This is a genomic window from Bradyrhizobium sp. (genome assembly GCF_030693485.1).
GTDB lineage: Bacteria > Pseudomonadota > Alphaproteobacteria > Rhizobiales > Xanthobacteraceae > Bradyrhizobium.
The window spans coordinates 1-26,335 of the sequence record NZ_JAUYAN010000154.1; the positions used below are offsets into that span (position 1 = coordinate 1).

27 protein-coding genes are annotated in these 26,335 nt (G+C 64.4%); 13 read left to right on the forward strand and 14 right to left on the reverse strand.

Annotation, left to right across the window (positions count from 1 at the left end):
- The 7 genes from sucD to Q8N40_RS11220 form a co-directional block, all read right to left on the reverse strand.
- On the reverse strand, positions 1-670 hold a 670-nt coding region (gene sucD / locus Q8N40_RS11190), incomplete at its 3' end, for a succinate--CoA ligase subunit alpha (protein ID WP_305711865.1).
- Between the two features lie 37 nt (positions 671-707).
- Positions 708-1,187, reverse strand: coding sequence for a DUF1579 family protein (locus Q8N40_RS11195; RefSeq protein ID WP_305711866.1), 480 nt, complete (start codon positions 1,185-1,187; stop codon positions 708-710).
- A 4-nt stretch (positions 1,188-1,191) separates the two neighbouring features.
- Positions 1,192-2,388, reverse strand: a complete 1,197-nt coding sequence (gene sucC / locus Q8N40_RS11200; RefSeq protein ID WP_305711867.1) for an ADP-forming succinate--CoA ligase subunit beta — start codon at positions 2,386-2,388, stop codon at positions 1,192-1,194.
- Positions 2,389-2,575: 187 nt separating this feature from the next.
- Entirely contained in the window at positions 2,576-3,544 is a 969-nt protein-coding gene (gene mdh / locus Q8N40_RS11205) for a malate dehydrogenase (protein WP_305322310.1), read from the reverse strand.
- Positions 3,545-3,770: 226 nt separating this feature from the next.
- A complete protein-coding gene (gene zapE / locus Q8N40_RS11210; protein WP_305711868.1) occupies positions 3,771-4,955 on the reverse strand; it encodes a cell division protein ZapE in 1,185 nt (394 codons plus the stop codon).
- A 213-nt stretch (positions 4,956-5,168) separates the two neighbouring features.
- Positions 5,169-5,705 carry an RNA 2',3'-cyclic phosphodiesterase gene (thpR, locus tag Q8N40_RS11215; protein ID WP_305322308.1) on the reverse strand — a complete coding sequence of 179 codons (537 nt, stop codon included), beginning with the start codon at positions 5,703-5,705 and terminating at the stop codon, positions 5,169-5,171.
- 135 nt (positions 5,706-5,840) lie between these two features.
- A complete protein-coding gene (locus Q8N40_RS11220; protein ID WP_370870976.1) occupies positions 5,841-6,545 on the reverse strand; it encodes an arylesterase in 705 nt (234 codons plus the stop codon).
- Here Q8N40_RS11220 and Q8N40_RS11225 point away from each other — a divergent pair.
- The 4 genes from Q8N40_RS11225 to Q8N40_RS11240 all read left to right on the forward strand — a co-directional run bounded on the left by Q8N40_RS11225 (position 6,544) and on the right by Q8N40_RS11240 (position 11,553).
- The gene (locus Q8N40_RS11225; protein WP_305322307.1) at positions 6,544-7,278 is read left to right on the forward strand and encodes an ABC transporter ATP-binding protein; all 735 of its coding nucleotides are present in this window, start codon (positions 6,544-6,546) and stop codon (positions 7,276-7,278) included. The two genes, Q8N40_RS11220 and Q8N40_RS11225, sit on opposite strands and share 2 nt — an antisense overlap.
- Positions 7,275-9,860, forward strand: a complete 2,586-nt coding sequence (locus Q8N40_RS11230) for an ABC transporter permease (protein WP_305322306.1) — start codon at positions 7,275-7,277, stop codon at positions 9,858-9,860. Before Q8N40_RS11225 ends, Q8N40_RS11230 begins: the two co-directional genes overlap by 4 nt.
- A gap of 285 nt (positions 9,861-10,145) precedes the next feature.
- Positions 10,146-10,937 carry a Bax inhibitor-1/YccA family protein gene (locus Q8N40_RS11235; RefSeq protein WP_305322305.1) on the forward strand — a complete coding sequence of 264 codons (792 nt, stop codon included), beginning with the start codon at positions 10,146-10,148 and terminating at the stop codon, positions 10,935-10,937.
- 85 nt (positions 10,938-11,022) lie between these two features.
- On the forward strand, positions 11,023-11,553 hold the full coding sequence (locus tag Q8N40_RS11240) for a GNAT family N-acetyltransferase (protein WP_305322304.1): 531 nt from the start codon (positions 11,023-11,025) through the stop codon (positions 11,551-11,553).
- A gap of 157 nt (positions 11,554-11,710) precedes the next feature.
- Here Q8N40_RS11240 and Q8N40_RS11245 read toward each other — a convergent pair whose 3' ends face one another.
- The 3 genes from Q8N40_RS11245 to acnA all read right to left on the reverse strand — a co-directional run bounded on the left by Q8N40_RS11245 (position 11,711) and on the right by acnA (position 16,147).
- Complete coding sequence (locus Q8N40_RS11245) at positions 11,711-12,082, reverse strand: DUF2794 domain-containing protein (RefSeq protein WP_305322303.1); 372 nt, start codon at positions 12,080-12,082, stop codon at positions 11,711-11,713.
- A 438-nt stretch (positions 12,083-12,520) separates the two neighbouring features.
- Positions 12,521-13,285 carry a thioredoxin family protein gene (locus Q8N40_RS11250; protein WP_305322302.1) on the reverse strand — a complete coding sequence of 255 codons (765 nt, stop codon included), beginning with the start codon at positions 13,283-13,285 and terminating at the stop codon, positions 12,521-12,523.
- A 141-nt stretch (positions 13,286-13,426) separates the two neighbouring features.
- Entirely contained in the window at positions 13,427-16,147 is a 2,721-nt protein-coding gene (acnA, locus tag Q8N40_RS11255; RefSeq protein ID WP_305711869.1) for an aconitate hydratase AcnA, read from the reverse strand.
- Positions 16,148-16,370: 223 nt separating this feature from the next.
- On the opposite strand from acnA, the gene ccmA reads away from it, so the two are divergent.
- From ccmA to Q8N40_RS11285, 6 genes are all read left to right on the forward strand, one after another.
- Positions 16,371-16,973: a heme ABC exporter ATP-binding protein CcmA gene (ccmA, locus tag Q8N40_RS11260; protein WP_305321380.1), complete on the forward strand. Its 603-nt coding sequence runs from the start codon at positions 16,371-16,373 to the stop codon at positions 16,971-16,973.
- Entirely contained in the window at positions 16,970-17,638 is a 669-nt protein-coding gene (gene ccmB / locus Q8N40_RS11265; protein WP_305321381.1) for a heme exporter protein CcmB, read from the forward strand. Before ccmA ends, ccmB begins: the two co-directional genes overlap by 4 nt.
- 82 nt (positions 17,639-17,720) lie before the next feature.
- Positions 17,721-18,452 carry a heme ABC transporter permease gene (locus Q8N40_RS11270; RefSeq protein WP_305321382.1) on the forward strand — a complete coding sequence of 244 codons (732 nt, stop codon included), beginning with the start codon at positions 17,721-17,723 and terminating at the stop codon, positions 18,450-18,452.
- A 5-nt stretch (positions 18,453-18,457) separates the two neighbouring features.
- Complete coding sequence (ccmD, locus tag Q8N40_RS11275; protein WP_305711903.1) at positions 18,458-18,634, forward strand: heme exporter protein CcmD; 177 nt, start codon at positions 18,458-18,460, stop codon at positions 18,632-18,634.
- The gene (locus tag Q8N40_RS11280) at positions 18,634-19,221 is read left to right on the forward strand and encodes a DsbE family thiol:disulfide interchange protein (protein WP_305711870.1); all 588 of its coding nucleotides are present in this window, start codon (positions 18,634-18,636) and stop codon (positions 19,219-19,221) included. The genes ccmD and Q8N40_RS11280 overlap by 1 nt, the downstream gene beginning before the upstream one ends.
- Positions 19,222-19,418: 197 nt before the next feature.
- Positions 19,419-19,790, forward strand: a complete 372-nt coding sequence (locus Q8N40_RS11285) for a helix-hairpin-helix domain-containing protein (RefSeq protein ID WP_305321384.1) — start codon at positions 19,419-19,421, stop codon at positions 19,788-19,790.
- 151 nt (positions 19,791-19,941) lie between these two features.
- Here the strand turns inward: Q8N40_RS11285 and Q8N40_RS11290 are convergent, their stop codons facing one another.
- Entirely contained in the window at positions 19,942-20,544 is a 603-nt protein-coding gene (locus tag Q8N40_RS11290; protein WP_305711871.1) for a septation protein A, read from the reverse strand.
- 1 nt (position 20,545) lies between these two features.
- Positions 20,546-21,490 (reverse strand): signal recognition particle-docking protein FtsY, encoded by a 945-nt coding sequence (gene ftsY, locus Q8N40_RS11295; protein WP_305711872.1) that lies wholly within the window; start codon positions 21,488-21,490, stop codon positions 20,546-20,548.
- 28 nt (positions 21,491-21,518) lie between these two features.
- Here ftsY and Q8N40_RS11300 point away from each other — a divergent pair, with 28 nt between their 5' ends.
- Positions 21,519-22,241 (forward strand): RluA family pseudouridine synthase, encoded by a 723-nt coding sequence (locus Q8N40_RS11300; RefSeq protein ID WP_305320976.1) that lies wholly within the window; start codon positions 21,519-21,521, stop codon positions 22,239-22,241.
- Between the two features lie 116 nt (positions 22,242-22,357).
- On the opposite strand, the gene mtaB is transcribed toward Q8N40_RS11300, so the two are convergent.
- On the reverse strand, positions 22,358-23,674 hold the full coding sequence (mtaB, locus tag Q8N40_RS11305) for a tRNA (N(6)-L-threonylcarbamoyladenosine(37)-C(2))-methylthiotransferase MtaB (protein WP_305711873.1): 1,317 nt from the start codon (positions 23,672-23,674) through the stop codon (positions 22,358-22,360).
- A 2-nt stretch (positions 23,675-23,676) separates the two neighbouring features.
- Positions 23,677-24,549, reverse strand: coding sequence for a diaminopimelate epimerase (dapF, locus tag Q8N40_RS11310; RefSeq protein WP_305711874.1), 873 nt, complete (start codon positions 24,547-24,549; stop codon positions 23,677-23,679).
- Positions 24,550-24,774: 225 nt separating this feature from the next.
- On the opposite strand from dapF, the gene Q8N40_RS11315 reads away from it, so the two are divergent.
- Both Q8N40_RS11315 and Q8N40_RS11320 read left to right on the forward strand, forming a co-directional pair.
- The gene (locus Q8N40_RS11315) at positions 24,775-25,515 is read left to right on the forward strand and encodes a GyrI-like domain-containing protein (protein WP_305711875.1); all 741 of its coding nucleotides are present in this window, start codon (positions 24,775-24,777) and stop codon (positions 25,513-25,515) included.
- A gap of 16 nt (positions 25,516-25,531) precedes the next feature.
- The gene (locus tag Q8N40_RS11320; RefSeq protein WP_305711876.1) at positions 25,532-26,233 is read left to right on the forward strand and encodes an SIMPL domain-containing protein; all 702 of its coding nucleotides are present in this window, start codon (positions 25,532-25,534) and stop codon (positions 26,231-26,233) included.
- Positions 26,234-26,335 lie beyond the last annotated feature (102 nt).

A 26,335-nucleotide genomic window follows, 5' to 3' on the forward strand; every position in this document is an offset into this window, starting at 1 on the left:
CCCGGATGAATTGGGCGGCGTCTTCCTCGGCGGAACCGCCGATTTCGCCGATCATGACGATCGAGGTGGTTTTGGGATCGGCCAGGAACATCTCCAGCATGTCGATGAACTCGGTGCCCTTGACCGGGTCGCCGCCGATGCCGACCGCGGTGGTCTGGCCGAGACCTTCCTGGCTGGTCTGGAACACGGCTTCATAGGTCAGCGTGCCCGACCGCGAGACGATGCCGACATTGCCCGGCTTGAAGATGTTGGCCGGCATGATGCCGATCTTGCATTCGCCGGCCGTCATCACGCCGGGGCAATTCGGCCCAATCAGCCGCGACTTCGAGCCCGCCAGCGAGCGTTTTACCCTGACCATGTCGAGCACCGGAATGCCCTCGGTGATGCAGATGATCAGCGGAATTTCCGCATCGATGGCTTCGCAGATCGCGTCCGCCGCGCCCGGCGGCGGCACGTAGATCACGCTGGCGTTGGCCCCGGTCCTGTCACGGGCCTCGGCCACGGTATCGAACACCGGCAGGCCGAGATGCACAGCGCCGCCTTTACCCGGCGAAGTGCCGCCGACCATCCTGGTGCCATAGGCGATCGCCGCTTCCGAATGAAAAGTGCCGTTCTTGCCGGTAAAACCCTGGCAAATGACTTTTGTATTCTTGTCGATCAGGATGGACATGTCTGGGTTTGCTTTCGCGGGCGGCAGGTCAAAGGGATCAGGGGATGCGCCGGTAAACGCCGGTGAGCACGTCGGCCCAGCCTTCCGCGTCAGGCGAGAACTGGATTTTCATGCTGTAGCTGTTGTCGTCGATCATCTCATAGACGTGGCGGGCATTGCCGCGCAGCGAGCCGCGCACCAGGATCAGGGTCTGGCCGGTCCAGCCGCCGGAGGCCGGCGACGGCGGGTAGTAGCCGAGCGAGTCGTGCCAGAACAATTTGTAGAGCCGGTCTTCGCGGTCGTAGGTGAATACGCCATGGGTGGCGAAGCTATCCTTGCCGTCGCGGGTCTGGCGGGTATCCTGGATCAGATAGAAGCCGTTGAGATCGATGCGGGCGGTGACGTGCGAGGTGGCGGGTCCGCCGGCGGTCCAGCGCGACGGATAGACGATTTCCTCGCCGGACCACTCGCCCGCGAACGCCGCCAGCTTGCGGTGCTCCTCCAGCGGCGTCGGTGTGGCGAGACGGTCCTGGGCCATCGGATCAGGCTCCCTTTACGGCCTTGACGATTTTCTGCGCGGAATCGTCGAGATTGTCGCCGGTCAGCACGTTGAGACCGGAATCGGCGATGATCTTCTTGCCGGCTTCGACATTGGTGCCTTCCAGCCGCACCACCAGCGGCACTTTGAGGCCGACTTCCTTCACCGCAGCCATCACGCCCTCGGCGATGATGTCGCATTTCATGATGCCGCCGAAAATGTTGACCAGGATGCCCTTCACATTGGGATCGGCGGTGATGATCTTGAACGCCGCGGTGACCTTGGCCTTGTCAGCGCCACCGCCGACATCGAGGAAGTTGGCCGGCGCCATGCCGTAGAGCTTGATGATGTCCATGGTCGCCATCGCAAGACCGGCGCCGTTGACCATGCAGCCGATGGTGCCATCCAGCGTGATGTAGTTGAGATCGTATTTCGAGGCCTCGATTTCCTTGGCGTCTTCCTCGGTCTCGTCGCGCAGCGCCACAACTTCGGGATGGCGGTACAGCGCGTTGTCGTCGAACGACACCTTGGCGTCGAGCACGCGCAGGTCGCCCTGTTTTGTCACCACCAGTGGATTGATCTCCAGCATCGCCATGTCCTTGGCGACGAACGCGGTATAGAGCTGCGCCACCAGTTTTTCCGCCTGCTTGGCGAGATTGCCGGCAAGGCCCAGCGCCTTCGCAACTGTGCGGCCGTGGTGTCCCATGATTCCGGTAGCAGGATCGACCGAGAAGGTTACGATCTTCTCTGGCGTCTTGTGCGCGACTTCCTCGATGTTGACGCCGCCTTCGGTGGATACCACGAACGCCACACGGGAGGTTTCGCGGTCGACCAGGATCGACAAATAGAACTCCTTGTCGATCTCGGAGCCTTCCTCGATATAGAGGCGATTGACCTGCTTGCCGGCCGGGCCTGTCTGTTCGGTGACCAGCGTCGCCCCCAGCATCTGCTTGACGAATTGATTGACGTCGGCGGCCGATTTGGTAACGCGAACGCCACCCTTGTCGCCGGCGGAGGCTTCCTTGAACTTGCCCTTGCCGCGACCGCCGGCATGGATCTGGCTCTTCACCACCCAGACCGGACCGCCGAGTTCATCGGTGGCGAGGTCCGCGTCCGACGCCTTGAGAATGGCGACGCCGCGCGGCACCGGGATGCCGAATTCGCGCAGCAGCGCCTTGGCCTGGTATTCATGGATGTTCATCTGGACGTTCCCCGAACCCTCGTGCGGTGAATTTGGAATTCACCGCGTTTTGCCATCTGGCATGCCATATACCACGGGCGCTGCAAATTCGAAACCCTTCGGGATTTCATCGCACCTGTGCTGCTGTTGATTCGGGGTCCGCATCTTACGAACCCCGGAAACGGAAACGCCGGAAATCCAAATGGGATCAGCGGCCGAGCAGATCCGGCGCGATCTTCTTGCAGGCATCGACCAGGCCCTGTACCGCGCCGACCGACTTGTCGAAGGCTTCGCGGTCCTTGCCGGCCAGCTCGATCTCGACAATGCGCTCGACGCCCTTCGACCCGATGACAACAGGCACGCCGACATACATGTCCTTCACGCCGTATTCGCCGTTGAGATAGGCCGCACAGGGCAGCACGCGCTTCTTGTCCTTGAGATAGCTCTCGGCCATCGCGATCGCGGAGGCGGCAGGCGCATAGAACGCCGAGCCGGTCTTCAGGAGGTTGACGATCTCCGCGCCGCCATTGCGGGTGCGGTCGACGATCTCGTCGATCCGCGCCTGCGAGGTCCAGCCCATCTTGACCAGGTCGGGCAAGGGAATGCCGGCCACGGTGGAGTATTTCACCAGCGGCACCATGGTGTCGCCATGGCCGCCCAGCACGAAGGCGGTGACGTCCTCGACCGAGACGTTGAACTCGTCGGCCAGGAAATAGCGGAAGCGCGAGGAATCCAGCACCCCCGCCATGCCCACCACCTTCTTGTGCGGCATGCCCGAGGCCTTCTGCAGCGCCCACACCATGGCGTCGAGCGGATTGGTGATGCAGATGACGAAGGCTTCGGGGGCGTATTTCTTGATGCCGGCGCCGACCTGCTCCATCACCTTCAGATTGATGCTGAGGAGATCATCGCGGCTCATGCCGGGCTTGCGCGGCACGCCGGCGGTGACGATGCAGACCTTGGCGTTGTCGAGCGCCTCATAGGAATTGGCGCCGGTGAAATGCGCGTCGAAACCGTCGACCGGCGAGGATTGCGCGATATCGAGCGACTTGCCCTGCGGCACGCCCTCGGCGATGTCGAACATCACGACGTCGCCGAGCTCTTTCAGGCCGATGAGATGAGCCAGTGTTCCGCCGATCTGACCGGAGCCAACCAAAGCAATCTTGTCACGCGCCATGGGAAATCTGTCCTGTGAAGGTCAAGGAGAGGGATAGAAGGAAGCTGGATGGCTGGTTATCCCTTTCGAGGGACCCATTCAAGTCAACCTATGCCCAATTATCGGCCCTGCCTCGATTTCGGTTAGGGCCAATCGTCATTCCGGGATGGTGCGTCAGCACCAGACCCGGAATCTCGAGATTCCGGGTTCGATGCTGACGCATCGCCCCGGAATAACGGCTACGCCGTCAGGTCTCCACCAATCCCGTACTCGAGCCGCTCGCCTCGGAATCCCTATGGCCGTGGGGCAGCGCCAGATAGGACTCCGAGCTCATCTCGATCAGCCGCGATGACGTCCGCTTGAACTCGCTGGCCTCATGGCCCTGGGTCGCGGCATACAGCAACAGCGGGTCGGCCTCGGCCGAGGCCATCAGCTTCACGGCGTTGTCATAGAGCGTGTCGATCAGCGTGATGAAGCGCTTGGCGGCGTTGCGATCGGCATAATCCATCGCCGGAATGCGATCGATCATGATGGTGTGATAATCATGCGCCAGCCGCAGATAGTCGGACGCTGCCAGCGGCTTCTCGCAGATATCGGGAAACGAAAACCGCGCCACGCCATGCGCCGAACACGGCACATGCAGGATGCGGCCCTTGATCGAAATATCGCGGGGCTTGCGGGGCGCGTTGCCGGTTATCCTGACCCAGGCCCTGCCGAGGGCATCGGCTGCGGCCTGGTCCGCCGGCACCAGCCACATTTTTACGCCCGCGAGTTTTTCGAGCCGGAAGTCGGTGCGGGCGTCGAGCCGCAGCACGTCCATATGGGCGGAAATATGCGCGATGAAGGGCAGGAACAGCGCGCGGTTGAGGCCGCCCTTGTAGAGATCGTCGGGCGCGACGTTGGAGGTCGCCACCACCACGGTGCCGAGCTCGAACAATTTTGAGAACAGACGGCCTAAGATCATCGCGTCGGCGATGTCGGTGACGTGGAATTCGTCGAAACACAACAGCCAGGCCTCGTCGAAAATCGCCGCTGCCGTGAGCCCGATCACATCGCCGTCGGAGATCTCGCCGCGCTTGATGTTCTGGCGGTAGCCGTAGATCCGCTCATGCACCTCGGCCATGAATTCATGGAAATGGGCGCGGCGCTTGTGCAGCACCGGGCTCTGCTGGAAAAACAGATCCATCAGCATGGTCTTGCCGCGCCCGACTTCGCCATGGACGTAGAGGCCGCTCGGCGGCGCCTCGTCCTTGTCGCCGAACAGCCGGCCGAACAGGCTCTGCTTGCGCAGCGGCTTGTAGCCGGCGAGCCGCGCCTCGAGGTCCGCGAACGCATCGACGGCTGCCGCCTGCGCAGCATCGGCCTCGATCGCGCCCGAGGACACGAGGCTCTGATAATGGCTAAGGAACGAGACGTCGGGCGGAGGCAGCATGGCCCCTTACGGCCCTAGCGGGAGCAAAATTGCAAGCCGTGAATTGGTGTGAGGGGTATGCGCTTTCTTCTCCCGCGCCCCGTTCTTACGGGGAGAGGGTCAGGTTGAGGGGCTCTCTCAACCATTACGACCCGCGGATAGTCCCCCTCACTCGAATTTCTCGCTACGCTTGAAATTCGACCTCTCCCCGCAAGCGATGGCGAGGTGAAGCCCTCACGCGCTCAGCGCGTAGGAATCCTCGACCACGTAGGGGCCGCCGCCGGTGGAGGCGCGCGAGGAGAACAGCACGAAGCGCGATGCCGTGAACACGCGCGTGGGGAAATAGCCGCGCACCGACAGATAATCGGCGACATCCTGGTTGGAGGCGTCGCGCAGCCGCGCCAGCGTCACATGCGGGGTGAACTTGCGGCCCTCGGGATCGAGCCCGATGCGTTGCATCAGGCGTTCCAGCTCGGCCTGCAACTCGATCAAAGGGCGGCTCGGCACCACCGAGGCGACCACGGCGCGTGGTTTCTTTCCGCCGAAACTCGACAGGCCCTGCAGGGCGACTTCGAACGGCTTGCGGTTGATGCGGAACAGCAGCGAGGCGATTTCATTCGCCGCGACACCGTCGATATCGCCGATGAAGCGCAAGGTGACGTGGTAATTTTCGGGGTCGATCCAGCGCGCGCCCGGCAGGCCGCCACGCAAATGGGAAAGCGTCTGGCCGATCTCGGCCGGGATTTCCAGTCCAGTGAACAAACGCGGCATCGCACGACTCCCGATGCAAGAAACCCGGTATCGAATCACCGATGGCTATTTTTACCGCAAGAATATGACTCTGCGAAGCATCCGGCGTGAGGACCCGGGGAAACTCCTGTGCTTAAGGTTATCGCTGCCTGTTTTTCAGCTGCGTTGCCCTGTTATCGCACCCAGAAATGCCTCCACCGTGGGCAGGATGTTCTTGACGATGACGTCGATGCCTTCCGCGGTCGGATGCAGACCGTCCGGTTGATTGAGCCTGGCCTCGGTGGCGACGCCCTCGAGGAAAAACGGATACAGCGACACGCCGAACTCCCGGGCGATATCGGGATAGATGGCGTTGAAGCGGGCCGCGTAATCGGCCCCGTAATTCGGCGGTGCGTACATGCCGCACAGTAGAACGGCGATCTTGCGCGCCTTCAGCCGCGTCAGAATGTCCGTCAGGGCCGATCGGGTGACCTTGGGATCGACGCCGCGCAGCGCGTCATTGGCGCCGAGTTCGACAATCACGGCCTCCGTGCCCTCCGGCACCGACCAGTCGAGCCGGTCACGGCCGCCCGAACTGGTGTCGCCGGAAACCCCGGCGTTGATCATATCGACCGCTATCCCCTTGGACTGCAAGGCCTTTTGTAACCGAGCCGGAAACGCAACGGGGGCCGACAGGCCAAAGCCGGCACTCAGCGAATCACCCAGGACCACCATCTTCACCGGCTTGGTCTCGCGGGCCGCCGTCACCTGGGCCGAGGCCGTGGCGGGCGCCAGCAGCAACAGGCTCAACACGAGCATGTGCGCGAACATCCGCCACCCCCCCTCGACCTCGCCCGAGGAAGTGCCATATGAGCGGACCATGGACAGTCTCATCAAACCCTCATCACTGGCCGGCCTCGCGCCGGACACCATTGCCATCACCAACGTCAATCTCTCGCTCGGCACGGGGGCGGCACGCGTTCATATCCTCAAGGATATCAGCCTGCGGGTCGCTTCGGGTGAAGCAATCGGCCTGATCGGCCCCTCCGGTTCAGGAAAATCTACCCTGCTGATGGTGATGGCGGGATTGGAGCGTCCTGACAGCGGAGAGGTGGTGGTCAGCGGCACCCCGTTCAATGCCCTCGACGAAGACGCGCTGGCGCGCTTTCGCGGCCGCCAGGTCGGCATCGTGTTCCAGTCGTTCCACCTGATTCCGACCATGACGGCGCTGGAAAATGTCGCGGTGCCGCTGGAACTGGCCGGCAATCCCGATGCGTCGAGACGCGCGGCGCAGGAACTGACATCGGTCGGTCTCGGCGACCGCCTGCATCATTACCCCACCCAATTGTCCGGCGGCGAACAGCAGCGGGTAGCACTGGCCCGTGCGCTGGCGCCCGATCCGGCGATCCTGGTGGCGGACGAGCCGACCGGCAATCTCGACGAAGCCACCGGCAAGCAGATCGTCGATCTGCTGTTCACCAAGCATGCCGAGCGCGGCATGACGCTGGTGCTGGTCACCCACGATACCTCGCTGGCGCAGCGCTGCGACCGCGTGGTGCGGCTGCGTTCCGGCCGGATCGACACCCAGCCCGCCGATCGCGAAGCCGCTTCATGAGCCTCGCCCTCGAACGTATTGCCGCCGAACCCGCCTCCGGCAGCCGCGCCACGGCGCTCGCCTTGCGCTACGCGCTGCGCGAATTGCGCAGCGGCCTGCGCGGCTTCTACGTCTTCATCGCCTGTATCGCGCTTGGCGTTTTGGCGATTGCCGGGGTCGGGTCGGTGGCGGCGAGCCTCGGCGACGGACTGGCGCGCGAAGGCCGCACGCTGCTCGGCGGCGACGTCGCCTTCTCCCTGATTCAGCGCGAGGCCAAGCCGGACGAAATCGCGTTTCTGCGGTCGCGCGGCGAAGTGTCGGTCGCGGCGACGCTGCGCGGCATGGCGCGCACCGGCGACGGCCGCCTCGCACTGGTCGAGCTCAAGGCGGTCGACCGCGCCTACCCGATGCTCGGCGAGTTGACTCTCCAACCGAAAGTGCCGGTGGCGGATTTGCTGGCCCAGCGTGACGGCGCATTCGGGGCGGCCGCCGATTCGATCCTGCTGGCGCGGCTCGATCTGAAAATCGGCGACCGCATCTCCGTCGGCAATGCGACATTCCAGATTCGCAGCGTGGTCTCGGCCGAACCGGACAAATTGGCCGGCGGCGTCGGCCTCGGCCCGCGATTCCTGGTCAGCGAAGCCGGCCTGCGCGCGACCGAGTTGCTGCAACCGGGCAGCCTGGTGCGCTGGATCTACCGGGTCAGGTTGCCCGATAATGCCGCCAATGATCGCGCCGCGACCGCGCTCGCCGATGCCGCGCGAAGCAACCTGCCCGAAGCCGGCTGGGAGATTCGCAGCCGCGGCAATGCCTCGCCGCAACTCGAACGCACCATCAACCGCTTCACCCAGTTCCTGACCCTGGTCGGCCTCGCCGCGCTGCTGGTCGGCGGCGTCGGCGTCGCCAACGCCGTCAAGAGCCATATCGATCGCCGCCGCGACGTCATCGCCGCCTTCAAGGCGCTGGGCGCCACCGGCCGCGACGTCTTCACCATCTATTTGACCCAGGTGGTCGTGCTCGCGACCGTCGGCTCGGTGATCGGCCTCGTCGCCGGCGCGGCACTGCCCTTCGCCATTGTCGGCGTGTTCGGCACGCTGCTGCCGCTGCCCGTGGCGCCGGCGCTGCATCTCGATGAACTGGCGCTGTCGTTCGTCTACGGCCTGCTGACGGCGCTCGCCTTCGGACTGTGGCCGCTCGGCCGGGTGCATGACGTGCCGGTGGCGGCGCTGTTCCGCGAGGCGGTGAGCAGCGAATGGCATCGTCCGCGCTGGGGTTATCTCGTGCTGATGGCGGTCGTGATCTCGCTGCTGATCGCGGTGGCGATCGGGCTGGCCTATGACAAGCGGATCGCAGCGGTGTTCGTGGCTTCCTCGATCGTGGTGTTCGCGCTGCTGCGCGGCATCGCCGCCGGCCTGATGGCGCTGGCGCGACGCCTGCCGCGCACCCGCGTCACCATGCTGCGGCTGGCGATCGCCAATATCTACCGGCCCGGCGCGCTGACACCGTCGGTGGTGATGTCGCTCGGCCTCGGCCTCGCGGTGCTGGTCACCATCACCCAGATCGACGGCAATCTGCGACGGCAATTCCTGGCGGCGTTGCCGGACCGCGCGCCATCGTTCTATTTCATCGATATTCCCACCGGCGAGTCCGAGCGCTTCGACGCCTTCCTGAAGGCGACCGCGCCGCAATCCACCGTCGAGGATGTGCCGATGCTGCGCGGCCGTATCGTCGGCGCCCGCGGCCTCAAGGCGGAAGACCTCAAGCCGTCATCCGACATCGCCTGGGTGCTGCAGAGCGACCGCGGCCTGACCTATACCGGCGAAATCCCCAAGGGATCGAAGGTGGTCGAGGGCCAATGGTGGAGCGCCGATTATGCCGGCCCGCCGCTGGTCTCGATCGAGAAGAAAATCGCCAACGGGCTGGGGCTCAAGGTCGGCGACGAAATCGTCGTCAATGTGCTCGGCCGCGACATTCCCTCCACCATCGGCAATACGCGCACCGTGGACTGGCAGGGGCTCGGCATCAATTTCGCGCTGGTGTTCTCGCCCAACGCCTTCAAGGGCGCGCCGCATACCCATATCGCGACCCTGACCGAGGCGCACCCGGACCCGGCCGGCGACGCCCGGATCGTCAAGGCGGTGGCCGACGCCTTCCCGATGGTGACCAGCGTGCGCGTGCGTGAGGCGCTGGAGACCATCGGTACGGTGGTGACCAATCTGGTGCTGGCGATCCGCGGCGCCAGCACGGTGACGTTGATCTCGGCCATTCTGGTGCTGGGCGGCGCGCTGGCCGCCGGCCACCGCCACCGGGTCTATGACGCCGTGATCCTGAAAACCCTGGGCGCCACAAGGGCGCGGCTGCTCGGCGCCTACGCGCTGGAATATCTGATGATCGGCTTTGCCACCGCGATTTTCGGGGTGATCGCCGGTTCCGTTGCCGCCTGGCTGATCGTGACCCGGCTGATGACCCTGAGCTTCGTCTGGCAGGCCGGCAGCGCCGCGGGCGTGGTGGCGGCGGCGCTGATCGTGACGGTCGGCCTCGGGCTGCTCGGCACGCTGCTGGCCCTGAACCAGAAGCCGGCAACCGTGCTGCGGAATTTATGACAAACTGAACAGGTTGTCGCAGGGTTAACGCGGGTCGCCGCGAACCGGCCAATTGTCGGGGATTTTCAGCACTCCCCGCATCAGGCGCCCTGATAACATGCCGCAGAGCGACATTCAGCCGCGCATGGAAGCTTGCGGTGAATGTGTTAGTTTCCCACATACCAATCGGGTCAGACGCCGGTTTGTTGACGCAATGCAATGTCAGCGAGTGACGGTATCTGAGATAGTTTCTAGCTGGCGCCGCAAACCCTTGCTTCGCCGGGCCAACAAGATGGGAATTCGACCATGTCGGACCTAGACCGCAACTACGCTTCTCCCTTCGGCCGGGCCGCCGGGCGCACTGACGCTGCGACCGTCGACGCCGGTCTGCGCTCCTACATGCTGCGCATCTACAACTACATGACGATCGGCCTGGCCATCACCGGCCTCGCCGCGCTCGGCGTGTATATGGCAGCGGTGACCACCGATCAGGCCGGCGCCGCGGCCAAGTTCGGCAACGCCTATCTGACGCAGTTTGGCTACGCGATGTATGTCAGCCCGCTGAAGTGGCTGTTCATCCTGGCGCCGCTCGCCATGGTGTTCGCGATTTCGTTCGGCATCAACCGGCTCAAGCCCGCAACGGCGCAGCTGATGTTCTGGGCGTTCGCGGCGTTGATGGGCATCTCGCTGTCGTCGATCTTCCTGGTGTACACGCACACCTCGATCGTGCGGGTGTTCTTCATCACCTCGGCGGCGTTTGGCGCGCTCAGCCTCTACGGCTACACCACCAAGCGTGACCTGACCGGCATGGGCTCGTTCCTGATCATGGGCCTGTTCGGCATCATCATCGCGAGCGTGGTCAACATCTTCCTCGCCAGCTCGATGCTGCAGTTCATCGTGTCGGTGGTGGGCGTGCTGGTGTTCGCGGGCCTCACCGCCTGGGATACCCAGCGGCTGAAGAACGACTACATCTACGGCTTCGCCTCCGAGGGCGGTGAAGTGGCGGAGCGTGCGGCGATTACCGGTGCCCTGTCGCTCTACCTGAACTTCATCAACCTGTTCACGCTGCTGCTGCAGTTGCTCGGTCAACGCGACTGACGGCTTCCCTGAAGCGGAGTAGTTCGAGCCCCGGCCTCACGGCCGGGGCTTTTTCTTTTGCGGGGAGTAAAATAATCTCCTCGCCATGCACACGCTCGACATCAGGCTCACCACCGCGGCCGACCTGCCCGCCATCACCGAAATCTACGAACACGCGGTCCGCTACGGCACCGCGACCTTCGAATTGATCCCACCCGACCTCACCGAGATGACCCGGCGCTACGGCGTGCTGATGGAAGGCGGCTTTCCCTATTTCACCGCCGTGCTCGAAGGCCGGGTGGTCGGATACGCCTATGCCGGGGCTTACCGGCCGCGGCCGGCCTATCGATTCACGGTGGAAAATTCGGTCTATCTTCAACCGGCAATCCACCGCCGCGGGGTCGGCATGCAATTGCTGCAACGGCTGATCGCCGAATGCGAAGCACGCGGCTATCGCCAGATGATCGCGGTCATCGGCGATTCCGCCAACGCCGGGTCGATCGGCGTGCATACCAGATGCGGATTTCAGATGATCGGCACCCATCCCGATGTCGGCTTCAAATTCGGCCGCTGGCTCGATACCGTGATGATGCAGCGCGCGCTGGGGGATGGCGGCACGACATTGCCGGCTGGCTGATTCAAAATATCGAAAACAACCCCATGCAATGCCGTGTCAATGTCATTCCGGGGGCGGCACGCCAGAGCCGAACCCGGAATCTGGCGAAGCAAGCACGTGTCCGATCTCGAGATTCCGGATCCAGCGCTGCGCGCTGGTCCGGAATGACAAGCGAATGTCACACCACCGCCAGCTTGCGGTCGATCACCAGCAGCACGCGATCGAGTTCATGGCCGCGGCGCAGGATCAGCCCGCTTGCCGAGATCACGCTGTAGATGCCCTGCTTGCGCGCCAGCCGCGGATCTTTCTCGATGCGGTAGATCGGAACTTCCGAGGCGCGGCGGAACACCGAGAACACCGCGCGATCTCTCAGAAAATCGATGGCGTAGTCGCGCCATTCGCCGTCGGCGACCATGCGCCCGTACAGATTCAAGATGCGATTGAGTTCGATACGATTAAAGGTCACGAGGCTCGGCGTTGGACTTGCAGCGCCATTGCGCACCGCCGCGCGGGCCTCGCTCGGATCGGCTTCCTCCGACGTTGAACTCATGGGCGCCTCCGTGTCATCTCGGCGACATGATTGCGCCAACCGGACGCGCCTGCAAGAGGCCAGGGTGATCGAATTGGACCCAGGACGGAATGGCCGCCCTCCAGACCGACGTCACGGGAACGTTAGAGCAATCATAATACCGCCCCACTTCCGCCAAGCGCCCGCCCTTTCGGGTTGCGACAAACAAATCCTGCGTTGGCCCGGTCCTTTCAGCTCCGGATTCCTCAGCCCCCAGCCCCCCGGGGCAGTCGGGATCGGGCCTGTTCGCAGGATAGTTTATCCCCATACTGGGCCAACGAAAGTTGGTCCTTTTTGTTTTGCGCGTGTGGATTCTTAGCCGTCATTCCGGGGCGCGCGCGAACCCGGAATCCAGCAGCCTTTCATTGCCTGAATGAGATTCCGGATTCGCGCGCGCCCCGGAATGACTGGAAGAAAATCTCAGCGCAGCGACCTGTACGCGGCCCCCAACATCGCGCCGGGCTTTTCCCGCCTGCCGCCCTGGACGAACACCACCGCGGCATCGATGCCTTCGTGTGAAATATTCTCCAGCGGCACGGTCCAGCTGCCGGCCGAGCCGTTCCAGTCGCCGACCTTGAGCAGATTGCGCACCACATTGTAGTAGGTGACCTTCTGCCCGCGATTCTCGCCCTTCCCGATCAAAATCGGCACTTCCCTGGTGACCGAACAGATCCAGACTTCGCCGAGTGAAGCGGCGGGGCCCTTGGTCGAGGCGGCGACCGAAACCGTCACCTGCTTGCCGGCCAGCGCGATCGATACCGGCACCGACATGACGCCGTCGGCCTTCGCGGTATCGCCGATCGCGCTGTCGATCGCGGCGCGATCACTGCCGATCACCTGTGCCGACCCGTTGACGATGACCTGCGGCGTGTAGACGTTGCGATCGCCGCGCGCTGCCGAATAGGCTTTCTGACGCGCGCTGAAACGTGAATCAGCCAGCGTGTCCTTCCAGCCGAGATAATCCCAGTAGTCGATCGGCATGCTCAGCGCGATCACGTCGGGATCCCTGGCGAGATCACCGATGATCTTGTCGGCCGGCGGGCATGACGAGCATCCCTGCGACGTGAACAATTCGACCACCGCGCGCGGGTCGGCATGGGCCGGACTGATGATCGCCACAATGGCGCAGACGCCGAGCGCCCCCGACCATCGTGAGATAGAGTTACAGGCCATCAATACTGTCATATCAGAGAACCGCCGGGCATTCGCATCAAGGCCGTCAGGATTTGGCCGTTAAGATTTGTGGCTTAAACGCGCGAACGCGGCCCTTCATAGGCCGCCTTCCCGTTACTCGCCACTCACTTAGCGGTGAGGCCCCGATCACGATTACGCGGCCAGCTTGCGCAGCACGTAATGCAGGATGCCGCCGTTGCGGTAATATTCGAGCTCGTCGAGGGTATCGATGCGGCACAGCAGCGAAACGCGCTGCAGCGAACCATCGCGGGAGACGATTTCCGCCGTCAGCTTCTGCCGCGGCCTGAGGTCGCCCTGCAGCCCGCGGATCGTGACCGTCTCGTCACCCTTCATGCCGATCGAGGTCCATGATGCGCCGTCCTCGAAGGTCAGCGGCAGCACACCCATGCCGACCAGGTTTGAGCGGTGGATACGCTCGAAGCTCTCGCAGATCACGGCGCGGACGCCGAGCAGCCGCGTTCCCTTCGCGGCCCAGTCGCGCGACGAGCCGTTGCCGTATTCGGCGCCGGCGAAAACCACCAGCGGCACCTGCTCCGCCTGGTACTTCATCGCGGCGTCGTAGATCGACATCTGCTCGCCGTCGGGCCAATGCTTGGTCAGGCCGCCTTCCGGAATGTTGCCGTCGGCGCCCTTCAGCATGAAGTTCTTGATGCGGATGTTGGCGAAGGTGCCGCGCATCATGATCTCATGGTTGCCACGCCGGGTGCCGTACTGATTGAAGTCGGCCGGACGTACCTGGTGCTCGCTGAGATATTTGCCGGCGGGCGAGGTCAGCTTGATCGCGCCGGCCGGCGAGATGTGGTCGGTGGTGATCTTGTCGCCGAACATCGCCAGGATCCGCGCGTCGACGACGTCGATGATCGGCTCCGGCTCCTTCTTCATGCCTTCGAAATAGGGCGGGTTCTGCACATAGGTCGAGCTCATGTTCCAGCGATAGGTCTCGCTCTCGACGGTCTTGATCTTGCGCCAGTTGGTGTCGCCCTTGAACACATCGGCGTAGCGCTTCTTGAAGATCGCCGCGGTGACGTACTTCTTCATGAAGGCGTTGATCTCCTTGGTGGTCGGCCAGATGTCCCGCAGGTACACCGGCTTGCCGTCCTTGCCGGTGCCGATCGGTTCGACCGAGAGATCCCTGGTCACGGTTCCCGCCAGCGCATAGGCGACCACCAGCGGCGGCGAGGCAAGATAGTTGGCCTGCACGTCGGGGCTGACGCGGCCCTCGAAGTTGCGGTTACCCGACAGCACGGCGGCGGCGATGATGCCGTTGTCGTTGATCGATTTCGAAATCTCTTCCGGCAGCGGGCCCGAATTGCCGATGCAGGTGGTACAGCCGAAACCGATCAGGTTGAAGCCGACCTTGTCGAGCGCGAGCTGCAGTCCGGAATTGGACAGATATTCCGCGACCACCTGGCTGCCCGGCGCCAGCGAGGTTTTCACCCAGGGCTTTGACGTGAGGCCCCTGGCGGCGGCGTTGCGCGCCAGCAGGCCGGCGCCGATCAGCACGCTCGGATTGGAGGTGTTTGTGCACGAGGTGATCGCCGCGATCACCACGTCGCCATGGCCGAGATCGAAATTGCGGTTTTCCACCGCGTAGCGCTTCGAGGCCTCGATGGCCTTCTTGTATTCGCTGGCCATCGCCGCGGCGAAGCCGGCGGCGACCGCGGGCAGCGCGACGCGGCCCTCCGGGCGCTTCGGGCCGGCCATCGACGGCACCACGTCGGCGAGATCGAGCGTCAGGGTTTCGGTAAACACCGGATCCGGCGACTTGGCGGTGCGGAACATGCCCTGCGCCTTGGCGTAGGCGGTCACCAGCGCGACGCGGTCAGCCTTGCGGCCCGAGGTCTTGAGATAGTCGATGGTCGCGGCGTCGACCGGGAAGAAACCGCAGGTCGCGCCATATTCCGGGGCCATGTTGCCGATGGTCGCCTTGTCGGCGACGGAGAGATGATCCAGACCGGGGCCGAAGAACTCGACGAACTTTCCGACCACGCCCTGCTTGCGCAGCATCTGGGTCACGGTCAGCACCAGGTCGGTGGCGGTGACGCCTTCCTTCAGCGCGCCCTTGAGCTTGAAGCCGATCACTTCCGGCAGCAGCATCGACTGCGGCTGGCCGAGCATCGCGGCTTCCGCCTCGATGCCGCCGACGCCCCAGCCCAGCACCGCAAGGCCGTTGACCATGGTGGTGTGCGAATCGGTGCCGACCAGGGTGTCGGGATAGGCCACCTCGAAGGTGCCCTTCTTCTTGCCGACCGTCATCTTCTCCTTGCGGGTCCAGACCGTCTGCGCGAGATATTCCAGATTGACCTGATGGCAGATGCCGGTGCCGGGCGGCACCACCGAGAAGTTCGAAAACGCCTTCTGGCCCCATTTCAGGAATTCGTAGCGTTCCTGGTTCTGCTTGTATTCCTCGACCACGTTCTTGCCGAACGCCTTGTTGTCGCCGAAGAAGTTGACGATCACGCTGTGGTCGATGACGAGGTCGACCGGCACCAGCGGATTGATCTTCTCGGCGTCGCCGCCGAGCGCCTGCATGGCATTGCGCATCGCCGCGAGATCGACCACCGCCGGCACGCCGGTGAAATCCTGCATCAGCACCCGCGCCGGGCGGAACGAGATTTCATGCTCGAGCCTGCGCTTCTTCAGCCATTTCGAGAACGCGACGATGTCCGCCTTCTTGACCGAGCGGTCGTCTTCATTGCGCAGCAGGTTTTCCAGCAGCACCTTCATCGAATAAGGAAGCCTGGAAATTCCCTTCAGACCGTTCTTCTCGGCGGCGGGCAGGCTGTAATACACGTAGGTCTTGCCACCAACCTTGAGGGTCTTTTGGCATTTGAAGCTGTCGAGCGAGGTCATGTGTGGCAATCCCAATTGTCAGTTATACCCGGCAAGGGTATTTAGGCACCGCAGGAGAGGCTTGGCCTGGTGGCTTGCAGCGGCCGATTGTGTGCTGCATCAAGTTCCGGCTTATAGAATCTTTCCAGGAGCACCGCCACACCGGCAAGCGTGCTGCAGCATTGCGGTACCCACAAATTCTGATGCGGTACCGATAGTTTCCAAAGGGCTGTGAAAGGCCAGAATGCGGCTCTCGGGAAGCGGCGTCAGATGTGTGCGGGGCGGCCGGGAGGTGTTTTCCGGCCTCGATTTCTCGGCGTCCGCCGGCGAGGCGCTGGCCGTGACCGGCCGCAACGGCTCCGGCAAGACCTCCCTGCTGCGGTTGATCGCGGGCCTGCTGACGCCGGAGGGCGGATCGATCGGTCTCGAAGGCGGCACCGGAGAGCTGACCCTGCCCGAACAGGCCCATTTGCTCGGCCATCGCGACGCGCTCAAGCCTGCCCTCAGTGTGCTGGAAAACCTCGCCTTCTGGCGGGAATTTCTCGGCGGCGAGGCCTTCGACCTGGCGGAATGCCTGGCCGCGGTGGGGCTCGATCACGCCGCACAGCTGCCGGCGGCGTTTCTGTCGGCCGGGCAGCGGCGGCGGCTCTCGATCGCCCGGCTGCTCGCTGCACGCCGGCCGATCTGGCTGCTGGACGAGCCCACCAATGCGCTCGATACCTCGGGGCAGGCGATGTTCGCAGCCCTGATGGGCGATCACCTGGCCCGCGGCGGCCTCATCATCGCCGCGACCCATGCGCCGCTGGGAATTGCCGCGCGCGAGTTGCGGATCGGGGATGCCGCATGACCGCGCTGGCCGCCCTGATTCGACGGGATATCCGGATCGCGCTGCGGGTCGGCGGCGGCGCGCTGATCGGCGTGCTGTTCTTCCTCACCGTCGTGGTGCTGATGCCGTTCGCGGTCGGCCCCGACCTCGCATTGCTGACGCGGCTGGGCCCTGCGATTCTCTGGCTCGGCGCGCTGCTGGCGAGCCTTCTCACGCTCGACCGGCTGTTCATGGCCGACCATGAGGATGGTTCGCTCGACCTGATCGTGATGAGCCGCACGCCGCTGGAACTGACCTGCGCGGCAAAGGCGCTGGCGCACTGGCTGGCGGCGGGGGTGCCGCTGATTCTCGCCACCCCGGTGCTCGGCCTGCTGTTGAACCTGGATGCGACCGCAACGGCGGCGGTGGCGCTGACACTGCTGGCGGGCACGCCGGCGCTGACCTTCACCGGCATGATCGGCGCCGCGCTGGCGGTGACGCTGCATCGCGGCGGATTATTGCTGGCCGTGCTGGTGCTGCCGCTGTCGATCCCGGTACTCATTTTCGGCGTCGCCGCCTCGCAGGCCGCGATATCGGGGCCGCTGGCGTTCGGTACGCCGTTTTCGATCCTGTGCGCGCTATCCCTCGTCAGCCTCGTGATCGGACCGTTCGCGGCCGCCGCCAGCCTGCGGCACGGGCTGGATTGATGCCGATCAACTCTCGCGGAGCCGAAATGAAACAAACGAAGTCAGATTGCCTGCCGCGAGTGCTGCGACTATCAGGGATGCCATGACGCTGATCGATCTCGCCAACCCGACCCGGTTCCTCAACCTGACTTCACGGGTCCTGCCGTGGCTTGCGGCCGCAACCGCCATCCTGCTGCTGATCGGCCTCTACCAGGCCGCGATGGCGCCCGACGATTACCAGCAGGGCGCCACCGTCAAGATCATGTTCGTCCATGTGCCGAATGCCTGGCTCGCGATGTTCGTCTGGGGCGTGATGAGCGTTGCCGCCCTGGGCACGCTAGTATGGCGGCATCCGCTGGCGGATGTCGCCGCCAAGGCCGCCGCCCCGATCGGCGCGGCCTTCACCTTTCTGGCCCTGGTCACCGGCTCGCTATGGGGGCGGCCGATGTGGGGCACCTACTGGGAGTGGGATGCGCGGCTGACCTCGGTGCTGATCCTGTTCCTGATGTATCTCGGCCTGATCGCGCTGTGGCGCGCTGTGGAAGACCCGTCGCGCGCGGCGCGCGCCGCCGCGGTACTGACGCTGGTCGGCGCTCTCAATCTGCCGATCATCAAATTCTCGGTGGACTGGTGGAATACGCTGCATCAGCCGGCGTCGGTGCTGCGGATGGGCGGATCTTCGCTCGACCGCAGCTTCCTGATTCCGCTGCTGGTGATGGCGGTGGCGTTCTCGCTGCTGTTCGTCACGCTGCATCTGGCAGCGATGCGCAACGAGATCCTGCGCCGCCGGGTGCGCAGCCTGCAGATGATGCAAGCCAGCCGGCGTTCGGCATGACCGCGATGTCGCTCGGTCCCCACGCCTCCTTCATCGTGACGTCCTACGCGCTGGCATCGGCCGTGGTGCTGCTGCTGATCGTCTGGATCGCGATCGATTATCGCCGCCAGAAGGCGCGGCTGCGCGAGCTCGAAGCCAGCGGCGTGGTCCGGCGCTCCGGCCGCGGCGCGGCGGACGTCTGATGGGCAAATCCTCGATCCCGGGCGCGCCGCCGCGCAGCCGGCGCTGGGTGGTGGCGCTGCCGCTGGTCGGCTTCATGGCGGTGGCCGGCCTGTTCCTGCTGCGGCTGTATGGCGGCGATCCCGCGAAACTCCCCTCCGCCCTGATCGGCCGGCCGGCGCCGCAGACCGCCCTGCCGCCGCTGCAGGGCCTGGTGCAGGACGGCGTCCAGGTCCCCGGGCTCGATCCCGCCGTGTTCAAGGGCAAGGTCAGCGTCGTCAATGTGTGGGCGTCCTGGTGCGTGCCCTGCCATGACGAGGCGCCGCTGCTGACCGAACTCGGCAAGGACAAGCGGCTGCAGCTCGTCGGCATCAATTACAAGGATGCGCCCGATAATGCGCGGCGCTTCCTCGGCCGCTACGGCAATCCGTTCAGCTTCGTCGGCGTCGACGGCAACGGCCGCGGCTCGATCGAATGGGGCGTCTACGGTGTGCCCGAGACTTTCGTGGTCGGGCGGGAGGGCACGATTCTCTACAAGATGGTCGGCCCGGTGACGAAGGCGAATTTCGAAACCGTGCTCAAGGTAGAGATCGAGAAAGCGTTGAAGTGACCACGTAGTCGTCATTCCCCGACGCGCCGATTGGCGCGTCTGAGGGCATCGCGCACCGATGAACCCGGAATGACCAAGAGAAACACCCGCAAATATATTTCCACTTTTATCTGCCGTTCATTTGGCGGCCATGGCGCCGCCACGAATTCGAAGCTAGCTTGATGGCGTTACTTAAACCGTCCTTGGAGGGCACCCACATGCGTCATTTCACGCTTGCTTCACTTGCTGCAACTGCACTCACCCTTGGCTTGCTGACGGCTACGCCGGTTTTGGCCCAAGCCACCCAACCTGCCGCCAAATCCGACAGTAAGATGGCTCCGGCCGCTCCCGCGAAGGCCCCGGCCACCGAATCGAAAATGGCGCCGGCTCCCAAGGTCGAACTGCTCGACATCAATTCCGCAACCGCCGAACAGCTCGACGCGCTCCCGGGAGTCGGCAAGGCCTATTCGGCGGCGATCATCAAGGGCCGTCCCTACAAGGGCAAGGACGATCTGGTGAAGAACAAGATCGTGCCCGAGAAGACCTATGACGGCATCAAGGACAAGATCGTCGCCAAGCAGAAGAGCTGATCTTTCTTACCTCTCCCCGCTTGCGGGGAGAGGTCGAAGCCGAAGGCTTCGGGTGAGGGGACTCTCCGCGAGTCTGAATGCACGGAGACAGCCCCTCACCCCAGCCCTCTCCCCGCAAGAGCGGGGCGAGGGAGCAGAACGGCGCGAGACCTCACCCCTTCGTCACATCGCCCGCTTCGGCTTCGCTGGCTTCCAGCGATGCCGGCTCAAGATGATAGCGCTTGATCAGCGGCATCTGCGCGATCGCAAACGCCATCGTCAGCGGCACCATGCCGAACACCTTGAAGCCGACCCAGAAATCGGTGCTCTGGGTACGCCAGATGATTTCGTTCAGGATCGCCATCGCGAAAAAGAACAGCGCCCAGCGCAGCGTCAGGACGCGCCAGCCCTGCGGCGTGAGATTGAACATCTGGTCGAACATGATGGCGATGAAGGAGCGGCCGAACAGCAGCCCGCCGCCGAGGACCGCCGCGAACAGCGAATAGACGATCGTCGGTTTCATCTTGATGAAGGTCTCGTCGTGCAGCACCAGCGTCAGGGTGCCGAACACGATGACGACGATGGCGGTCACGATCGCCATCATCGGAACGTGCCGCGTCACCACATAGGACGCGATCATCGCCGCGGTCACCGCCACCATGAACGCGCCGGTGGCGATGAACAGGTTGAACTTGGCGTTGGCGATGAAGAAGATCATCAGCGGCCCGAGTTCGGTCGCGAGCTTGAACAGCGGATGCGGCGTGGCTTTGTCCATACTAACCTTCAATCCCGGCGATCGCCTGGGCGAAATCGCGTGCGGTGAACGGCGCGAGGTCGTCGATACCCTCGCCGACACCAATAAAATGCACCGGCAGTTTGTGCTTTTCGGCCAGCGCCACCAGGATGCCGCCCCGCGCGGTGCCGTCGAGTTTGGTCATGACCAGACCCGTGACACCTGCGGTACGATGAAACGCCTCGACCTGCGACAGCGCATTTTGTCCCACCGTGGCATCCAGCACCAGCAGCACGGCATGCGGCGCCGAAGCGTCGACCTTTTTGATGACGCGAACCACCTTTTCGAGCTCGTTCATCAGCTCGGCCTTGTTCTGCAGCCGGCCGGCGGTATCGATCAGCAGCACGTCGCGCTGTTGCTCGCGCGCTTCCGTGAGGGCGTTGAAGGCGAGGCTGGCGGAATCCGAGCCCTGCGCAGCCGCGATCACAGGCGATTTGGTGCGCTCGCCCCAGATCTTCAATTGCTCGATTGCGGCGGCGCGAAAAGTGTCGCCGGCGGCCAGCATCACCTTGCGGCCTTCGGCAGCCAGCTTGGCGGCAAGCTTGCCGATGGTGGTGGTCTTGCCGGACCCGTTGACCCCGACCACCAGAATGACGAACGGCTTTTGCGCCGCATCGATCACCAGCGGCTTGGCCACCGCCGCGAGAACTTTTTCCACTTCGGTCGCGACCACCGCTTTCACGTCGTCCGCCGAGATCGTCTTGTCGTATCGGCCGTGGCCGACCGCGGCCGAAATCCGTGCCGCCACCTCGGTGCCGAGATCGGCGCGCAGCAGCACGTCCTCGATGTCCTCGAGCATGGCGCGGTCGAGCTTGCGTTTTGTCACGAGATCGGCGACCGCGGTCCCAAGCGAGCTCGAGGTGCGCTTCAGCCCGCTGGACAGCCGCCGCCACCAGCTCAGTTTTGTCTTTTCCGGAGTGTCGTTCATGTCAGCGGTGTGTTAGCGGTTTCGCGCCATGAGCGAAAGTCTCGACCGAACGATCCCGGTTCCCGAATTGACCGCGGAAGAAATCCAGTCCCGCGTGCTCCACCGCGACGGGCTGATGCTGGTGATCGACAAGCCGGCTGGGCTTCCGGTGCATCGCGGCCCCAAGGGCGGCGCCAACCTGGAAACCTCGTTCGATGCGTTGCGCTTCGGCCTGCCGCGGCCGCCGGTGCTGGCCCACCGGCTCGATCGGGACACCTCGGGCTGTCTCGTACTGGGACGCCACCGCAAGGCCACCGCCTCGCTCGGCCTGTTGTTCAAGCACGGCAAGATTGCAAAGACCTATTGGGCTGTGGTCGAGGGTGGCCCTGCCGAAGAAGAAGGCACCATCGACATGCCGCTCGGCCGCCTCAACGCCGAACGCGGCTGGTGGCAGAAGCCCGACCCCGAAGGCCAGACGGCGGTCACCAACTGGAAGGTGCTGGGGCGCGGCGGCGGCCTGAGCTGGCTCGCGCTCGAACCGGTCACCGGCCGCACCCATCAATTGCGGGTCCACACCTCGGCATCGGGCTGGCCGATCTTCGGTGACAATATCTACGGCAGCGGCCCGCGTTTCGGCGAGCCGACCCTGCATCTGCATTCCCGCGAGATCGTGATCCCGATTTCCAGGAACAAGGACCCGGTGCGCGTGGTCGCGCCGGCGCCGGCGCATTTGCATGAGCGGCTCAAGATGTGCGGGTGGAATGGGGAGTAGCGGCGCCAGTCGCATCGCCCTCTCCCCATGTGGGAGAGGGCATCTCAGGTATCAGCCACAACCTCGCTTGGGTGAGGGGTTGATTCAGCCGGCACAATGCCTGCGGAGAGACCCCCTCATCCGGCACGGACTGCGTCCGCGCCACCTTCTCCCACAAGGGGAGAAGGGAAGAGTCGCGCGCCGTCATGCCCGCTCATTGTCAACGCCCGCACCGCGCCGGGCGCCTCGCCCGCAATCGCCACCGGCAGGAAATGTTCGGTGCGGCCCTGCGTCAGGCTTTCGATCAGCACCTGACGCACGGAGCCCGCTTCCGACGCCAGCCGCTGCCGCAGCGCGGCCGCGCCAGTCGCCCGCAACCGCTTCGCGCGCGCCTTGATCGCGTTGCCATTGACCTGCGGCATCCGCGCTGCCGGGGTGCCCGGTCGCGGCGAATAGGGAAACACGTGCAGGAAGGTGAGGCCGCATTCCTCCACCAGATCTTGCGAGCGCGCAAACATCTCCTCGGACTCGGTCGGAAAGCCCGCGATGATGTCGGCGCCGAGCGCGATGTCCGGCCGCAGCCGACGCACTTGCGCGCAAAAATCAATTGCATCGGCGCGGGAATGCCGCCGCTTCATCCGCTTCAGGATCAAATCGTCGCCGGACTGCAGCGACAGATGCAGATGCGGCATCAACCGCTCGTCGTCCGCGATGACGTCGAGCAGGTCGCGGTCGACCTCGATCGAATCGATCGACGAAATCCGCAACCGCTTCAGCTCCGGCACATGCCGCAGGATCTGTTTGGTGAGCGCGCCCAGTTTTGGCGTGCCCGGCAAGTCCGCGCCATAGCTGGTGAGGTCGACCCCGGTCAGCACGATCTCGGCATGGCCGCGTTCGGTCAAAGCGCGGACATGGTCGACCACCGCCCCCATCGGCACCGAGCGTGAATTGCCGCGGCCATAGGGGATAATGCAGAAGGTGCAGCGATGGTCGCAGCCGTTCTGCACCTGCACGAACACCCGCGGCAGGCCGCTTGCAAAGCCTTCCAGCAGATGCGGCGCCATCGCGGTGACGGCCATGATGTCGGCGACCGCAATCTTTTCGCTGGCGTCGATGCCGAATGCCGGCGCCGCATCGAACGCGGCGCGCGCGTCGTGCCAGGCCTGCCCCTGCATCTTGTCGTCATTGCCGACGACGCGATCGACTTCGGCCATGTCGGCGAACATCGCGGCTTGCGTCTGCGCCGCGCAACCGGTGACGACGATGCGCGCCTCCGGCCGCTCGCGCTTCAGCCGCCGGATCGATTGCCGCGCCTGGGCCACGGCCTCGTTGGTGACCGCACAGCTGTTGATGACGATGGTGTCGGTGAGCCCGGCCCGCTCGGCCTCGCGCAGAATCACCTCGGATTCGAACGCGTTGAGACGGCAGCCGAAGGTGACGATGTCGACGCCCATGGTCAGGCGACGTCGGCGAACAAAGCGGGATCGAACTGGCTCTCATATTCGAACGTCGCCGTGCCCGTCATCAGCACATGATCGTCGCCCTCGCGCCATTCGATCGCAAGCTCGCCGCCGGGCAGCGCGATCTGGACGATGCGGTTGGTTCGCTTCAGCCGCGCCGCGGCCACCGCGGTGGCGCAGGCCGCCGAGCCGCAGGCTTTTGTCAGCCCCGCGCCGCGCTCCCAGGTGCGGATCGTGATGTGATCGCGATCGACGATATGCGCCAGCGTGATATTGGCGCGCTCGGGAAAGATCGGGTGGTTTTCCAGTAGCGGTCCGAAACGGACGAGATCATAGGCGTTGACGTCGTCGACCCAGAAGATCGCGTGCGGATTGCCCATCGAGACCACCGATGGCGAATGCAGGATCGGCGCATCGATCGGCCCGACCTGCAATTCGATGTAGCGGGTGTCGCGAAACTCTTCCGCCAGCGGAATATCCTTCCAGCCGAATTTTGGCGCGCCCATGTCCACGGTGTAGAGTTCCGGGGACGGCCCCTGCCAGCAATTCAACAGGCCGGCCCGGGTCTCGAAGGTGACGGCGGTCTGACCGGTCTTTTCGAACAGCCTTCGCACCACGCAGCGCATGCCGTTGCCGCAGGCGGCGGATTCGGAACCGTCATTGTTGTAGATCCGGATGAAGGCCTCGGTGCCGGCCAGGCGCGGCGGCTGCAGCACCATCAGCTGGTCATAGTGCACGCCGGCGGGCGAGGCGACCGCGCGCGCGTCCTCCGGCGTGACGGCGGCGGGCGCATCGCGCAGGTCGACCACGACGATTTCGTTGCCGATGCCGTTCATCTTGGCGAATGCGTGGTTGGCGAGCGCGCTCATCGAATTTCCGTCATTTATGCCTGTCTTATATGGCGAACAGGGGCGGATTGGCCAGTGCGGCAGATCTGTGTCGGACGCCCGCGCCCGGCGGGGGCGCGCATGACGTATCTGTCATGGGACGAAATCACGCCTCGCGTGCTAACATTCTACCGTTGCGTTTTGTCGGCCTGAATCTGGGCGAGGCCTGCGAAACGCCAGTCTGCACGGCCTATGGGGACCATCCGAATGAATTTCTTGAGCTCTTTTCGCATCGCGCTTATCCCGCTCGCGGCGTTGGCCTGGAGTAGCGCCGCGCTGGCGCAATCGCCGGCACCCGCGGCAAGCCCGACGGCGCCATCCGCGGCAAGCAGTCCGGCGACGCCGGCGCCCGCTCCGTCAGGCACGCCAGGCCCGACACCGTCCGAAACTCCTGCGCCGGTGGCGAGCCCTTCGGCCCCTCCCGCGACGCCGCCGGCGGCGGCTCAGACCCCGGCCGTCCCCCCGGCCCCGGCGCCGGTCCAGACCGCCGACCCGTTCGGCGAACAGATCACGCTGGAGCCCAAAAAGGTCGTGATCAAGAAGGGCACCGCCAACTGGGATTCGGCGTTCGAGACCCTGATCGAATCGTTCAAGGCGCTGACCGCGCTGCTCGACAAGCAGGGCATCAAGGCCTCAGGCAATTCGATCATCGTCTATACCTCGACCGACGATGCCGGCTTCACCTTCCTTGCGCAAATCCCGGTCGATCAGGATCCAAAAAACCTGCCCAAGGATATGAGCATCGGCAAATCGCCCGACGGCAAGGCGCTGAAATTCGTCCATCGCGGCTCCTACGACAATATGGACAATACCTACGAGGCGATCACCAACCACCTCGACGAGAAGAAGCTGGAGGCCAAGGACACCTTCATCGAGGAATACATCACCGATCCCCTGAAGACCGCCGAGGACAAGCTGGTGATCAACGTCTACGTGCCGCTGAAGTGAGGCCCATGTGATCCCTATGAAGCATCGCACGGTTCTCGCCGGCGCTATCACCGCCATCACGCTGTTTGCAACGCCCGCGCCGGCGCAGACCGTTCCACCCGCGGCGATTTCCGTCACCGGGGAGGCGAGCGTGTCAGTGCCGCCCGATCTGGCGCTGGTCGACGGCGGCGTCACCTCGGAAGCAAAGACCGCGCGCGAGGCGTCCGACGCCAACAACAATGCGATGGGCAAGGTGATGCTGGCGCTGAAGGCCGCCGGCATCGACCAAAAGGACGTGCAGACCTCGCGACTGTCGCTGCAGCCGCAAAGCGCGCCCAACCGCACCGGCCCCTCCGCCATCGCCGGCTACCGCGCCAGTAACCGCGTCACCATCCGGGTGCGCGACGTGACCAAGGTCGCCAATGTGATCGATACGCTGGTGGGCGCCGGCGCCAACGAGATCGGCGGCATCAATTTCATGGTGTCGCAGGCCTCCAAGCTGCTCGACGAGGCCCGCGACAAGGCCGTCGCGGACGCCCGCCGCAAGGCCGAGATCTATGCCAGGGCCGCCGGTGTGGCGCTCGGCGCGCCGCTCAGCATTTCCGAAGATGGCAGCGCGCCGCCGATGCCCTATCGCAAAATGTCCGCCGGCATGGCGGCATCTGCGCCGGTGGCGCAGGGCGAAGAGACGTTGTCGGTGACGGTGAGCGTGTCCTGGGCGATCAAGGCGAAGGAGTAACGCGTCGTTCCTGCGAAAGCAGGAACCCATACCGCGTGATTTCTCGGTAACGTGCTGTAGCCAAAGCCTGCATTTTGATTGAGTCGGTGGCTATGGGGCCCG

Coding starts and splice junctions, on each gene's coding strand:
- Q8N40_RS11195 (WP_305711866.1), bottom strand. CDS start 1,187: ATGGCCCAGGACCGTCTCGCCACACCGACGCCGCTGGAGGAGCACCGC.
- sucC (WP_305711867.1), bottom strand. CDS start 2,388: ATGAACATCCATGAATACCAGGCCAAGGCGCTGCTGCGCGAATTCGGC.
- mdh (WP_305322310.1), bottom strand. CDS start 3,544: ATGGCGCGTGACAAGATTGCTTTGGTTGGCTCCGGTCAGATCGGCGGA.
- zapE (WP_305711868.1), bottom strand. CDS start 4,955: ATGCTGCCTCCGCCCGACGTCTCGTTCCTTAGCCATTATCAGAGCCTC.
- thpR (WP_305322308.1), bottom strand. CDS start 5,705: ATGCCGCGTTTGTTCACTGGACTGGAAATCCCGGCCGAGATCGGCCAG.
- Q8N40_RS11225 (WP_305322307.1), top strand. CDS start 6,544: ATGGACAGTCTCATCAAACCCTCATCACTGGCCGGCCTCGCGCCGGAC.
- Q8N40_RS11220 (WP_370870976.1), bottom strand. CDS start 6,545: ATGGTCCGCTCATATGGCACTTCCTCGGGCGAGGTCGAGGGGGGGTGG.
- Q8N40_RS11230 (WP_305322306.1), top strand. CDS start 7,275: ATGAGCCTCGCCCTCGAACGTATTGCCGCCGAACCCGCCTCCGGCAGC.
- Q8N40_RS11235 (WP_305322305.1), top strand. CDS start 10,146: ATGTCGGACCTAGACCGCAACTACGCTTCTCCCTTCGGCCGGGCCGCC.
- Q8N40_RS11240 (WP_305322304.1), top strand. CDS start 11,023: ATGCACACGCTCGACATCAGGCTCACCACCGCGGCCGACCTGCCCGCC.
- Q8N40_RS11245 (WP_305322303.1), bottom strand. CDS start 12,082: ATGAGTTCAACGTCGGAGGAAGCCGATCCGAGCGAGGCCCGCGCGGCG.
- Q8N40_RS11250 (WP_305322302.1), bottom strand. CDS start 13,285: ATGACAGTATTGATGGCCTGTAACTCTATCTCACGATGGTCGGGGGCG.
- acnA (WP_305711869.1), bottom strand. CDS start 16,147: ATGACCTCGCTCGACAGCTTCAAATGCCAAAAGACCCTCAAGGTTGGT.
- ccmA (WP_305321380.1), top strand. CDS start 16,371: ATGCGGCTCTCGGGAAGCGGCGTCAGATGTGTGCGGGGCGGCCGGGAG.
- ccmB (WP_305321381.1), top strand. CDS start 16,970: ATGACCGCGCTGGCCGCCCTGATTCGACGGGATATCCGGATCGCGCTG.
- Q8N40_RS11270 (WP_305321382.1), top strand. CDS start 17,721: ATGACGCTGATCGATCTCGCCAACCCGACCCGGTTCCTCAACCTGACT.
- ccmD (WP_305711903.1), top strand. CDS start 18,458: ATGTCGCTCGGTCCCCACGCCTCCTTCATCGTGACGTCCTACGCGCTG.
- Q8N40_RS11280 (WP_305711870.1), top strand. CDS start 18,634: ATGGGCAAATCCTCGATCCCGGGCGCGCCGCCGCGCAGCCGGCGCTGG.
- Q8N40_RS11285 (WP_305321384.1), top strand. CDS start 19,419: ATGCGTCATTTCACGCTTGCTTCACTTGCTGCAACTGCACTCACCCTT.
- Q8N40_RS11290 (WP_305711871.1), bottom strand. CDS start 20,544: ATGGACAAAGCCACGCCGCATCCGCTGTTCAAGCTCGCGACCGAACTC.
- ftsY (WP_305711872.1), bottom strand. CDS start 21,490: ATGAACGACACTCCGGAAAAGACAAAACTGAGCTGGTGGCGGCGGCTG.
- Q8N40_RS11300 (WP_305320976.1), top strand. CDS start 21,519: ATGAGCGAAAGTCTCGACCGAACGATCCCGGTTCCCGAATTGACCGCG.
- mtaB (WP_305711873.1), bottom strand. CDS start 23,674: ATGGGCGTCGACATCGTCACCTTCGGCTGCCGTCTCAACGCGTTCGAA.
- dapF (WP_305711874.1), bottom strand. CDS start 24,549: ATGAGCGCGCTCGCCAACCACGCATTCGCCAAGATGAACGGCATCGGC.
- Q8N40_RS11315 (WP_305711875.1), top strand. CDS start 24,775: ATGAATTTCTTGAGCTCTTTTCGCATCGCGCTTATCCCGCTCGCGGCG.
- Q8N40_RS11320 (WP_305711876.1), top strand. CDS start 25,532: ATGAAGCATCGCACGGTTCTCGCCGGCGCTATCACCGCCATCACGCTG.